Annotated in this window: 13 protein-coding genes; 1 reads left to right on the forward strand and 12 read right to left on the reverse strand. The window is 54.9% G+C overall.

Features of this window, described 5'->3' with window-relative positions; all coding sequences use genetic code 11:
- Positions 1–18 precede the first annotated feature (18 nt).
- On the forward strand, positions 19–570 hold the full coding sequence (locus tag NM686_RS12330; RefSeq protein ID WP_255188162.1) for a hypothetical protein: 552 nt from the start codon (positions 19–21) through the stop codon (positions 568–570).
- Here NM686_RS12330 and NM686_RS12335 read toward each other — a convergent pair.
- The 12 genes from NM686_RS12335 to NM686_RS12390 form a co-directional block, all read right to left on the reverse strand.
- Complete coding sequence (locus NM686_RS12335; protein WP_255188163.1) at positions 533–694, reverse strand: hypothetical protein; 162 nt, start codon at positions 692–694, stop codon at positions 533–535. The two genes, NM686_RS12330 and NM686_RS12335, sit on opposite strands and share 38 nt — an antisense overlap.
- A 16-nt stretch (positions 695–710) precedes the next feature.
- A complete protein-coding gene (locus NM686_RS12340) occupies positions 711–1,634 on the reverse strand; it encodes a transporter (RefSeq protein ID WP_255188164.1) in 924 nt (307 codons plus the stop codon).
- A gap of 99 nt (positions 1,635–1,733) precedes the next feature.
- Positions 1,734–2,570 (reverse strand): hypothetical protein, encoded by an 837-nt coding sequence (locus NM686_RS12345; protein WP_255188165.1) that lies wholly within the window; start codon positions 2,568–2,570, stop codon positions 1,734–1,736.
- Positions 2,567–3,424 (reverse strand): DUF2092 domain-containing protein, encoded by an 858-nt coding sequence (locus NM686_RS12350; protein WP_255188166.1) that lies wholly within the window; start codon positions 3,422–3,424, stop codon positions 2,567–2,569. The genes NM686_RS12345 and NM686_RS12350 overlap by 4 nt, the downstream gene beginning before the upstream one ends.
- Before the next feature lie 137 nt (positions 3,425–3,561).
- Positions 3,562–4,026, reverse strand: coding sequence for a YMGG-like glycine zipper-containing protein (locus NM686_RS12355; protein WP_255188167.1), 465 nt, complete (start codon positions 4,024–4,026; stop codon positions 3,562–3,564).
- 50 nt (positions 4,027–4,076) lie between these two features.
- A complete protein-coding gene (locus NM686_RS12360; protein WP_255188168.1) occupies positions 4,077–4,772 on the reverse strand; it encodes a DUF3313 domain-containing protein in 696 nt (231 codons plus the stop codon).
- Between the two features lie 98 nt (positions 4,773–4,870).
- Positions 4,871–5,464 (reverse strand): lipid-binding SYLF domain-containing protein, encoded by a 594-nt coding sequence (locus NM686_RS12365; RefSeq protein WP_269021765.1) that lies wholly within the window; start codon positions 5,462–5,464, stop codon positions 4,871–4,873.
- A gap of 147 nt (positions 5,465–5,611) precedes the next feature.
- On the reverse strand, positions 5,612–5,950 hold the full coding sequence (locus NM686_RS12370; protein WP_255188170.1) for a putative quinol monooxygenase: 339 nt from the start codon (positions 5,948–5,950) through the stop codon (positions 5,612–5,614).
- Between the two features lie 895 nt (positions 5,951–6,845).
- The gene (locus NM686_RS12375; RefSeq protein WP_255188171.1) at positions 6,846–9,230 is read right to left on the reverse strand and encodes a phosphoketolase family protein; all 2,385 of its coding nucleotides are present in this window, start codon (positions 9,228–9,230) and stop codon (positions 6,846–6,848) included.
- A gap of 173 nt (positions 9,231–9,403) precedes the next feature.
- The gene (locus NM686_RS12380) at positions 9,404–10,303 is read right to left on the reverse strand and encodes a polyphosphate kinase 2 family protein (protein WP_255188172.1); all 900 of its coding nucleotides are present in this window, start codon (positions 10,301–10,303) and stop codon (positions 9,404–9,406) included.
- A 32-nt stretch (positions 10,304–10,335) separates the two neighbouring features.
- Complete coding sequence (locus tag NM686_RS12385) at positions 10,336–12,147, reverse strand: V-type ATP synthase subunit A (RefSeq protein WP_255188173.1); 1,812 nt, start codon at positions 12,145–12,147, stop codon at positions 10,336–10,338.
- Complete coding sequence (locus NM686_RS12390; RefSeq protein WP_255188174.1) at positions 12,137–12,796, reverse strand: DUF2764 family protein; 660 nt, start codon at positions 12,794–12,796, stop codon at positions 12,137–12,139. The genes NM686_RS12385 and NM686_RS12390 overlap by 11 nt, the downstream gene beginning before the upstream one ends.
- Positions 12,797–12,803: the final 7 nt, after the last annotated feature.

The raw sequence follows: 12,803 nt of genomic DNA on the forward strand, positions 1-12,803 counted from the left end.
ACACCACAGGAGTAAGCCATGAAAAAAAAACCACTCGCCACTCTATTTGCCGCTGCTAATATCAGTCTTCTGGCGCTTACCAACTTGGCTTATGCCGAGGGTGAAGCTGCGCCGGCCAGCCCAGCCCCTGTTTCCGCGCCAGCCGCCGCCCCGAATGCCGATACGGCGGAAGAAGGCAATGAACTGAAAATGTTCCGCTTCGCGCTGCGCATGGAAAAACTGGATTTCGTCAAGAAAGCCATGGTGCTAACCGCAGAACAGGAAAAAAAGTTCCTGGAGCAATACGACAAGTATGACATCGAGCTGAAAGCCTTGAACGACAACCGCTTGGCGATCATCAAAGATTATGCGGAAAAATTCGAAAATATCAGCGATAAGGATGCGGATAAGCTAGTGAAGCGTTCGCTGGAGTTCCGCAAAAAACGTACCGCGCTGTTGGAAAAATATTACGGCAAGATCGCCAAAGCGACCTCTAAAGTCATCGCAGCCCGTTTCCTGCAAGTGGAAAGCGTTTTGCAAGGTGCCGGCGACGTCAATATCGGCGCGTCGCTGCCATTGATGGAAAAATAATCTCCCGATTTTTGGCATCCGCCATGCCGGCATTCCCTACCGGCGTGGCGATGTTGTTAGCGAGGGTTTCATAGGCACTGACTTCGGCAAGTTTTGAAAACAAAACCCTGGCCTTATTGATCATTCGCCTATTTGACGCCTCATAAATCACCCCCAAAGCGGTATTGCCAGGCGATGCCGGTGGTATCGAAGTTGCTGCCGGCCAGTACTGAAACGCCTGTACTGTAATAAAGCTTGATCGAATGATAACGATCTATCGGCAACGCCAGCGTCGCGCCGACGCGGGAATTTTCCAGATTATCGTCGTTCTTGCGTCCGTTTACCCGCGTTTGCCCGCCGGTGTAAAACGTGGCGTCAGCGGCCAACCAAATGCCGTAGCCGATGTTATAAATCAAATGCCCTTGCACCGAATAAAGCGGATCTTGTTCGCGCAATCTATCGCCCAAGAATTGTTCATTGTCGGTATAAAACCTTACTCCGCCGGCCAACTCGAATGTCAATGGTCCCAACCGTTTGGAAATCCCCAGTTCCGGTTTGATCGACCAGCGATTGGTGCCCAGGTTCAGTAACTTGTCGGCGTCGTACTGACCACCCGGCGCCGTGATTTCCAATGTGGCGCCGATAATGGTGTCCTGCTGATAATCGGCAAACTCTTTCATCGACAAGGCCGGTGCCCCGAAAAAATTGTATGAAATATGAAACCTGGGATCGATAAGCCCATCCACCTGCCGCTGGCGAAACTCGCCAACGGCTGTCACGCTACCCTCGACCGAACCGTAAGGCAAAATCAGATCGAATTTGGCGGATTTGCCATAGAAATCGAACGAACGCGCATAGGCCAAAACCGCCGTATGCAACTCGACTTGGGTATTTTCTATCGGTAACGCCGGGTCGGTCGCCACGCCGCCTTCGGTATGACCGTATCCTAAAATCAAAAAATTCAAGCCGACCGGCGTATTCGCGTAAGTACGCGGCTCCAAATCCTGCCCGAAAACCAAACTCGGAAGCCAACAGGCAATATTGACAACTTTCTTCAGCAAGTGTTGACGAAACACTTTCGTCATTTGAGATACCCTCGTATTGCGATTGATGCCGGAACCTCGGTTTGGAGACTTCAGAACCTCATTATCGCAATATCGGTAGCCAGAATGTCACGCCAAATATTATTGTGGCGCAGGCACGGGGACATACATCGCGCCATTAGCACCATAGGCCTGAGTGTACCAAGCCGCCCCGCATTGATAATACGTCACGCCGTTCAACGACATTACATTAGGGGTGCAAGGCAAGCTGGCATAGCCCGAACTTGGCGGCTGCGTGTAAACCACCGTGGTTGAAGGCGTAGTCGTGACGGTTTCGGTCGTATTGGATTCCCCCGCCGCATAACCCGCCATCGCGCCAACGGCTGCCGCGCCAATCGCAACGGCGGCGACTTCGCCATCGTCCCAGTTATCGTCATCGTAGTATCCATCATGGTAGTATCCGCCGCCATGATAATGGTCATCGGCATAGTCCTGCCGGTTCTGCTGACGATTTGAATAACCTTCTTGCCGTTCCTGAGTCCTGTCTGTCATCCCTTGTTGGCGTTGCCCTTGTCTTTCGGTGCGTTCTGTTTGCCCGCTAGTTCTTGAGTCAACCCGGGTTTGACTGCGCTCGGTGGCCTGAGCCTGGAATTGCTGCTGGCTAGCGGCGCGATTGCTGGAAGCACTACTAAATGCCTCGGAACGTTGCGCGGATCGTTGCGTTGCACCCGCTTGGCGGGATTGTTCGCCAACCGTCCGTTGTCCACTGAATTGAGCACCTCCGCCGCCGGTACGGGATGAAAAACCGCCGCCCGCTGCGGCACCTCCACGGGAGAAGCCACCACCCCCGCCCCCACGAGAAAAGCTCCCGCCTCCTCCACCGCCACGCCCCCGAGCAGAAACATCATTCATTGTTGTGGTCAGCATCACAAAACCAGCTGCCATCACCAAAACGACCGGACTGAATTTTGCCTTCATTGTTCTTCTCCCGGATTGGCTGGATACTCGGATGCGCCACGCACTATGCTGGGCAATTGCACCAGAAATGCAATCTTCTTGGCACCCGCTGGCGGAGTGAATGTAAAGTCGGCGGCGCTGAGTGTCGGGCCGAAGTTCCAGTCGGACAATTGCGCCCTGAATTGCGGCTGGCCGTCGGCGTTTTTATATGTCAGCACCACCCGCAACGGTACAGGCTTGCTGCCTTCCGCAATCCACACCTGATAATCCACGGTCGCGGTCCGGCCGGCCAGGTGATGCGCGGGTTGCCCATGTATCGTGGTCTTTTCCACATAATCGAGCGATTCGGTCCGGCGCTCCAATTCGCTGGGCAATTGACTGACCAACAGCATCGCCAATGGCAGCTTCATGTTCAGGTCCTTCAAAAAATACTTGACCGCCTCGTCGATGCCGCCGGGCTTGGTGGTCTGCGCATAGACGTTTTCGTTCGGACTGAATACGCTGATGTTTTGCCCATCGTATATAACGATCTGTTTGTCACCGTGACTTTCTTCGTGCTCAACCTTCAAACCATTGGGCCGGCTGACGATGACTTTACGGCTGGCCGAGAATTCCAGTTTTTGCCCCGTGGCCTGCATGGCATCATAACTATCGCTAATGCTAACGGTGAACTTTTGCGCTTTAGCCAATAAATTTGCCATGCGCAGCAAAATATCCCTGGCTGTGCCGGGTTCCGGCCCCACTTCTGGCACGCTTTCCTGAACAGCCAAAGTCGCAGGTTGAACGATAGGCTGCTGCTCCGCACAACCCGATAGCACCGCCACAACCACCAGCCATAGCATGGTCAGAATTCCCCCGTGTAGCGTTCTATTCATTGTTCACCTCCCGAGGTGAGGATATCGAGACTTTTTAAAATTTGCCTGGCGTTTCAGATCGGCGGCATGGCTGGATTACGACACTTTGTCACACCAAAGCCTTGCTCCCGCCATGAATTTCAGGAGCAATCGAACACTCAATTCACGGAATACCCCAAGGCCCCCAAGCAGGACTTCATGGCCCGGTTATAGTTGTCCAGGCCAGGCGGCGGCGCGGATGCGGCTTCGCGCTGCCGGTCGCGTTCCTGAAAGCCGCGCCTCATGCCGCCAGCTGCAGCACCGATAGCAGCACCCTTGCCCGCGTCGCCGGCAATCGCCCCAATCGCGGCGCCAGCCGCCGCACCGCGCGCGCCGCCTCTCAGGGTTTCCTTGGAGGCGCTACCGATACTTGGACCCGAACTCTGAGCCGGTGGATTATTGGGATCATAGCCCGATTGCTGCACCGACCAAGTATGGCAGTTGTATTGATCCTGCTGCTGTTGCTGTGGACTTTGCCCGGCGGCGGGATAGATCATCAGATTCTGCCCCCACACATTCATCGTGCCAAAACCCAAGCACAAGGCACCGATGAGTAAGGTATTGCGTTTTTTGGAATTCGTCATATTCATAGTCATGCCCCGCATTTGAATTTGTTTGCAGCCCCGCCCCATCGTCATTCTTGCTCGGGGGCAATCGCACCGCAGTTCACCAAGCGATAGGCCAAACGATACGACCAATCGTCAAATGCGCGATTGACATCATCCCATTTACTGGTGACACCGAAGACCGATTTAGTACCGACAATAGCGTCAACGGCCGCGGCAATTCGCTCGCCCGTCATCGCATCGATCACCTCGACCTCGCCGCTCGCCCGACCCACGAAGGTAGCTGTTCCGGTAGCGGTTTCCTTGATCTTGGATATGACCAACGAATGAGGCAGGAACGACGACATGGTGTCTAGCGCCACCACAGAACCTTCGGCTTCGGTAATCGCCGTTCTGATTCTCAAGGTACCGGGTTGCGGGGTTTTTACCACTTGGTAGTATTTACCCAATTCGCTGACCAACGAGCCGTGCAAATGGTTAACCAAGTTTTGCCGTTCGCTTGGCGAAACGTCAGCCAGATCGCTATTTTCCTTAACCCAGATGCCAATGGGCTCGATCAATACCTTGTCGTAGGTTTCACATAGCTGAGGATAGTTTGGATCGATATAGATCTTCAGCGCCTCGCCAGCCTTGCCTTCACGCAATGCTGAATAGTCTTGCAGAAAACCCGAGGTTTCCACATCTTGTGCCTGTTTGATCGGAGCACAGGCGGCCAGAGTCAGCCCTAAAGTCAACTCTAAAACGCCAACAATCTTATGTTTCATATCGCCCGCCATAGATTCATCTCCTGCAGATAAAAATGCGCATGCGCCCACAAGGCCACTCAACACTCGGAACCCACGGTTATTAAGTATCGACCTGCCTAGGGTTTGATCCGGGTAATCTTGGAACCCTGCAATCCCAGGCCCGCCATCAGGCCGCGCTGACCGAACACGAAGGCATACACATCGTCGCGCAACGTGGTGGACGTCATTCGCTTGGCGATCCCCTCGTCGACCACCACCACGCTAGGCCCCATCCCGACTTCAAATCCGCTCGTGCTGTCAAGCGCCGCCATCGCCGCGTCGTTCATGAAAAACATCGCATAATCGAAGGATTGCACACCGGCCTGCAGCCCGTAAGAGCCGGCCACGATGTTGTAATAACCCGTGGTTTTGCCTCTTTTCCGCATGGCGCCATTGCCGTATTCGGCGCCACCGATGAAACCGGCCTTGAGGACATTGGGAAACACCAGAATGCCTTTGGCTTTAGAAGCCAGCTTCCTGGCCGCGGGCGTGGTTTCGTAAAGTTTGGTCAGTGCCGCGTTGACCTCGCGGTCTATTTGCGCCGGATTACTGGCCGATAAGCTTCCGGTCGTTTGGCAACCGGCAAGCATGGCTATGACGGCAAATAGCAATCCCAGCATGAGCGCTTTAATCGGCCTCGCAGGGTTTTGTCTGGAAAAAATAAAGTTCATACCGTAAACCCTCATCAGAATTGATCAATTAGCGGAGCTTTCAAAGCATCTGCCCTTGGAACGGCCTGAGCGTTTCTCGGGAGCGGCAAAAAAGCCGCAAGAACAACCGAGTATCTCGGTTAATTCATCGCAATCCGTCGACCGACGTCAATTGACGTCGTAAGCATTCGCCCTCACCCGCTCGGCGAAATCCAGACCATAAGTCTGGCTAATGAAGCGAAATTCGCAGGCTGGCGGTTCGCTGGACAACTCCATCAGCGCCGCCAAGCGACTGAAATGGGACGATGCAATCATTTTGCGCAGCGAAGCTTCGGATTCCCAAATTTCGTCATAGCAAACATAACGCGGAAACCCTACGGTCTTATAAACATCCACCTCAACACAGCCCGACTGCGTACGCGCGCTCTTAGCGAGAGCCTGCAACGCGTCCGTCAAGGCTCGGCTCTTATTGACCGGTACCCGCAACACAATATGCAGCTCAATCATGACGACAAAAATACATAATCCATGCCACATTCAAAACAATCGGGCCCAGATATAAAAAACATCGGTTTAACATGGCCTTACCCTTTTTCAACGCGAAAAATCTGCGGCAAACCCCGCCAAATGGCTACGAAATATCATGGATAACACGAAAATCAGGATCGCCAGAATATTTGCCCTCTCGGGATGCATGTTTCCGTTGCGTACCGACCGAATCAAAGGCTAGCGTCGAAACCCGCACTGGTTTCGACGGTACTCAATCAAGCCGTAGCCCTTATCGCAAAGAATAACTACCGTTGTGGAAACGATGGCCTCGTCGTGACAGGCGGCTCCCTGCACCATGGCTTCGCCCTAGAAAAATCATTTGGTCCACGAAACACACGAAAATCACGAAAAGTTGCAAACAGTTATCATCCTGACGGCCATGAAAAAGCTGAGTCGCCCCAGCCAATGAAAGTTTTCTGTAGCAGCGACACCCTCGTCGCGACGAAGGCGTCGCTCCCACAAGGACTTTCAGAGTAACGTTCATGAAGGCTGGGCATCGCCCCGGCAAATGAAAATAGTCTTCAGGGTAAGGTTGCTTGCCGGACAGGCCGCCGTGAATGCATCCATGTAGGCTCGACGGCGGCATCCTTGCCGCCGACGCCTGTCCAACAAGCAACCGCACCCTCACATTTTGCTACTTTCAGAGTAACGCTCATGAAGGCTTGGCATCGCCCCGGCAAATGAAAGTCAACTTTGTTATGTCGTTAGTCTGTTTTTGGGGTTGCCGCGTGACTTTCAGAGTAAAGAGCCGCATCAAACAGGTAAATCAATAAGTGTTCATAACATAATGATTTATTTCATGTATCTCGTGTTTTTCATGGACTGCTGCTGTTTTTAGGTTCACGGCAATTCATCAAAAAGGCCATTTCCAATTGGCAACCTCCGGCTTGTCTATGCCATGTTCATAGGCATAGTGGCTGCAGGCGATCTGCATGCCGCGCAATTTTTCCTTGACATGGGCGCCTGCCACATGCAGACCGGGCACTCGGTTGATCACATCGATGGCCAGGCTGAAGCGGTCGACCTCGTTGCGAATCGCCAGCTCCAGCGGCGTGTTGATGTTGCCCTTTTCCTTGTAGCCGCGCACGTGGATGTTTTTATGATTGGTGCGGCGATAGGCCAATCGGTGGATCAGCCACGGATAGCCGTGGAAGTTGAAGATCACCGGCTTGTCGGTCGTGAACAGACTGTCGAAATCCCGATCCGATAGGCCGTGCGGATGCTCGCTTTCCGGCGTCAAGCGGTAAAGATCCATCACGTTGACGAAACGGATTTTCAGTTGCGGAAAATGCTCGCGCAACAGGCAAACGGCCGCCAAGGCTTCCTGGGTCGAGATGTCGCCGCAGCTGGCCATCACCACGTCCGGTTCCGCGCCCTGGTCGTTGCTGGCCCAGTCCCAAATGCCTATGCCTTTGGTGCTATGTTCGATGGCGGCGTCCATGTCCAAAAATTGCAGATGTTTCTGCTTGTCCGCAACGATCACGTTGAAATAGTTGGTGCTCTGCAAGCAATGGTCGGCCACCGACAGCAGCGTATTGACATCGGGCGGCAGATAGATGCGGGTCACTTCGGGGCTTTTATTGACCACCACATCCAGAAAGCCGGGGTCCTGATGGGTAAAGCCGTTGTGGTCCTGCCGCCAAACCGTCGAGGTAATCAGCAAATTCAGCGACGATACCGGCGCCCGCCAGGACAGTTCGTTGCAAATATCCAGCCACTTGGCGTGCTGGTTGAACATCGAATCGATCACGTGCACGAAGGCTTCGTAACTGGAGAAAAAGCCGTGGCGCCCGGTCAAGAGGTAGGTTTCCAGCCAGCCTTCCAGGGTATGTTCGGACAGCATTTCCATGACCCGGCCATCCGGCGCCAGTTCGCCGCCATCGGCATCTTCCGGCAGGTAATCGGCCAGCCACATTTTTTTGCTGGTTTGATAAATCGCGTCCAGCTTGTTGGAAGTGTTTTCGTCCGGCCCGAACACGCGAAAATTGCTCGGATTCAATTTGACCACGTCGCGTAGGAACACGCCCAAGGGCTTGGTGTTTTCCACTTCTGCGACAGCCGGACGCTCCACCCGGACCCCGTATTCGCGAAAATCCGGCAGGCGCAGCGCCTTGCGCAACAAGCCGCCGTTGGCATGCGGATTGGCGCTCATGCGGCGGGTGCCGGCGGGCGCCAGCGCCTTCAGTTCCGGAATCAACCTGCCGTCGGCATCGAACAATTCTTCCGGCTTATAACTCAGCAACCACTCTTCCAGCTGTTTCATGTGTGCGCGGTTTTCCTTCATGCCGGCCAGCGGCACCTGGTGAGCACGCCAGAATCCTTCCACTTTATGACCATCCACTTCTTTCGGGCCGGTCCAGCCTTTCGGGCTGCGCAGCACGATCATCGGCCAGCGGGCCCGAGTCGGGGTGCCGCTGCTGCGCGCCTGTTGCTGAATGGCGCGTATTTCGCTGACGCAATGCTCCATCACCGCCGCCATGCGCTGATGCATCGTTTCCGGATCGCTGCCCTCGACGAAATACGGCGTCCAGCCATAGCCTTTGAACAGGTTTTCCAGTTCTTCATGGCTGATGCGCGACAGCAAGGTCGGGTTGTTTATTTTGTAACCGTTCAGGTTCAATACGGGCAGCACCGCGCCGTCGCGGATTGGATTCAAGAACTTGTTCGAATGCCAGGACGTCGCCAACGGCCCGGTTTCGGCTTCGCCGTCGCCGACCACCACCGTCACCAGCAAATCCGGGTTATCGAACGCCGCGCCGAAGGCATGCGAGACGCTGTAACCCAATTCGCCGCCTTCATGGATCGAACCCGGCGTTTCCGGCGTACAGTGACTGCCGATACCACCGGGGAAGGAGAATTCCTTGAAGAACAACCGCATGCCATCCAGATCTTCGCTTTTGTTCGGGTATATCTCCGAATAAGAGCCTTCCAGATAAATCGGCCCCAACACGCCGGGCGCGCCATGACCCGGACCCGCCAGGAAAATGGCGTTCAGGTCGTACTGTTTGATCAGGCGGTTCATGTGGATATAGGTAAAACTCAAGGCCGGGCTGGCGCCCCAGTGGCCGAGCAGCCTGTTTTTGATGTGCTCGGGCCTCAAGGGCTCTCTGAGCAAGGGGTTGTCTTGCAGATAAATCATGCCGGCCGCCAAATAATTGCACGCCCGCCAATAGCCGTGGATGTTATTCAGGGTTTCCGCATCCAGCGGCGCCGGGTTGCTCAAGTTTGGTTCGTTCATGTTTGCTCCTGACTGTTATTTTGAAGACCATAGGATAATTAAAATTACCGCCTTGTCGCGAAAGTTTCGCATCTCCAATGCATTTAACCTAACGATCATGAAGCCTTTGCTTCCCACGACCAATGAAAGTAGCATCCTGGGCACGCGTTTGGTTTCTCGAAAACACCCTCGCATTATTCCGCTTCCAAGGCCTTGCGGGCTTCTTCCAGCAATTTGCGTTGCTCGTCGTTCATTTCCGGAAATTTCAGTTCCAGCTCGCTCAACGTAGTGCTGACGATATTGGCAACGATGGCGCGCATCGCCCATTTGTCGTCGGCCGGCACGATATACCAGGGCGCCCATTTGGTGCTGGTGGCGCTGATGGCTTTTTCATAGGCATCGACATAATCGTCCCAGTAGCCGCGTTCCTTCATGTCGGCCAGGGAAAATTTCCAGTTTTTTTCCGGCCGCTCCAGACGGTCCATGAAGCGGCGCTTTTGTTCCTTCTTGGACACGTGCAGGAAAAATTTCAGCACCACGGTGCCGTTGCGCGCCAGATGGCGCTCGAATGCGTTGATATCGTCGTAACGCGCTTCCCAGAACGCCTTGCCGCGCTTGCCGTCCGGCAATTTTTGCTGCTCCAGCACGTCCTCATGAACCCTGACTACCAGCACGTCTTCGTAATACGAGCGGTTGAAGATGCCGATGCGGCCGCGCTCGGGTAGGGATTTCATATAGCGCCAAAGGAAGTTGTGATCGAGTTCTTCCGCCGACGGTTTCTTGAAGCTGAATACCTGGCAGCCCTGCGGGTTGACGCCCGACATCACATGCTTGATGGTACCGTCCTTGCCGGCCCCGTCCATGGCTTGAAACACGATCAATAGCGCATAACGGTCATCGGCATACAGCAGTTCCTGGCTTTCCGCCAAATCTTCTATGCTCTTTTGCAAGATCTCGTTGGCGCGCTCCTTGACCATTTTCTTGCCGGCTGATTTGAATTCGTCGGTTTGAGCCCAACTAGTCTCGTGATCCTTCAGGCGCACCTTGCTATCCGGCTTGACCTTGAACAGGTCGATAATCTCTTGTTTGATCATAACGGGCCTCCTGGCTTGGAATTCATGCGGTTTTATAAAAGTTCATAGGCTGGCAGATATTGCGCCGCCAATTGTTCGATGTGGGTTTGGTACTGTGCATAATCCGGCGAATCGGGCCGGCTGTAGTTCCAGTTTTTGTAATGCCCGGTCAATTTGGTGAAAAAGTCGCGCGCCTGATTCTTGTCTGCAAACCTGAAATCCGCCGTCACCAGTTTTTTCAACAACCTGAAGCTCTCCAATTGCCGCTCGCGTGGCATGCAGGCGTCCACCTCGTCGAAGGCATCCTGTTGCAAATACACCATGTCGAGCAGCACCGATTTCTGCCAGTCGACGAAATCCTCCAAGGTAATCCCTTCTTCGCCGGTCACCTGCATGATCTGGTAAATGCCGTCGCCGCGTTCCAATAAAGTCATCATATTTTTGACGTCGCTGACCCATTCGGCATCGAGCTCTTGCTTGAACCAGGGCGCCAGCTGGTCCAAATAGCGCGACCAGGACAACAAGGGATCGATGGCAGGATAAAACCGCCGGTAAGCGCGATCGGCGGACAGCCCCAAAAAGGTCTTGACGGTGCCCAAGGTGGATTGGGTAACCGGCTCCTCGAAATTGCCGCCGGCCGGCGACACCGTGCCGATCAAAGTCAGCGTCCCTGTGGTGCCGTCGGCGCAACGGATCACGCCGGCGCGCTCGTACAGGTTTTTGATGGCCGAATCGAGGTAGGCCGGAAAGGCTTCCTCGCCGGGAATTTCTTCCATCCGCCCCGAAGTTTCCCGCATTGCCTGGGCCCAGCGCGAGGTGGAATCGGCGATCAGCAGCACGCCGTACCCCATCTGCCGGAAATATTCGCCCAGCGTGATACCGGTATAAATCGAGGCCTCGCGAGCCGCTACCGGCATCGACGAGGTATTGCAGATGATGATGGTACGATCCATCAAGGTGCCGCCGGTGCGGGGATCTTTGGTTTGCGGGTATTCGTGTATGGTTTCGACCACTTCGCCGGCGCGTTCGCCGCACGCGACGATGATGACGATATCGACACTCGAATAACGCGCGACCAAGCTTTGCAATACGGTCTTGCCGGCCCCGAACGGTCCCGGAATGCAACCGGTACCGCCTTGGGCGATCGGAAAAAAGGTATCGATGATGCGGGTTGCCGTCGTCAAGGGCAGCACCGGAAACTGGCGTTCCGCATGGCGTCTGCGCAGCAATCCCTCGGGAATCGGGCGGCGGATCGGCCAGCGCCTCACCATAGTCAACGATTTTTCTTCGCCGGTTGCGGTCGTGTAACGGGCCACGGTTTCGTCTACGCTGAAACTGCCGCCTTGAATCCAACTGATCTTGACGGCTTCGGCTTCGTTGAACGGAATCATGATCTTATGCTTGAACGGGCCTTCCGGCACCGATCCGATCACGCCGCCCGGCAAGACGCTGTCGCCTATCGCCACATCCGGAGTGAATTGCCATTTTTTCTCGGTATCCAGCGCCGAAACCAGCACACCGCGCGGCAAGAAAAACCCGTATTTTTGCGCCAACACATGCAAGGGACTCAGCAAACCGTCGAACACTTGTCCCAACAAACCGGGCCCCAAGGTAGCGGACAGCATTTCGCCGGACAATTCGACCCGGTCGCCCACTTTCACATCGCGCGTGTCTTCGAAAACCTGCATATCCGCGGTGCGTCCGCGCACCCTCAGGATTTCCGCTTTCAATCGGGCGTCGCCGACACAGATATAACCGACTTCGTTTTTCATGACCTCGACGGTTTCGTCGAACTCGATCAAGACCAGGCTTTCCTTGACGCCGACCACGGTCGCAGCGACGGCGCCGGTAGTTTCATTGGACATGTTTTACCTCATCGATCAATATTTGAAAGCGTTGTTTCGCGGCATCCGCATCCCGCAGCAGCCATGCCTGCGCGATATCCCACTTGAACAAAAAAGCCGTGACGGCTTCGAAACCGAAAGGATTGGCATCGCCTAGAGTCGTCAGCTTGCGCCACAGCGTATCCATCAGCAGGCGATCCAAAGCCTGCGCATCGGCCGCCGCCAGATGCCGGCCTGCTTCCGTTATCCACGGACATAGCGTGCTCAAACCAAAATCCGCCGCATCCCAGTGAGTTTCGATGTGGCCAACCCGGCGTCCCAAGCCCCAACTACCCGGATAGCGCTGGGGCTCTATACCCGCCCGTTTAAGGCGCAATGCCGCCAGTATGGTCTGCATGTCCAGCCGGTATTCGACAAATTCCCGCAGCGCCGGCTGTACGATGTGTTGCAAACGCTTTTGGTAGTAGCCGGCAATGTCGACGCTCTTCACGTGGCCGAACGATACCCGCCAGCCCACCAACGATTCAGCCAGCAATAGCTGCCGGGTTTCATCCGCCTCCAGCATGCGCAAACGCTGTTCCAAGCGCAGACGCGACAGCGGCAAGCGCTCGAGCCGCACGAAATGAGGCAGATAAGGCAGACTGGATACCACGGTGTAATAGTCCTTCATCGCCGTT

The sequence above is a fragment of the Methylomonas rapida genome (assembly GCF_024360925.2).
GTDB classification, from domain to species: domain Bacteria; phylum Pseudomonadota; class Gammaproteobacteria; order Methylococcales; family Methylomonadaceae; genus Methylomonas; species Methylomonas rapida.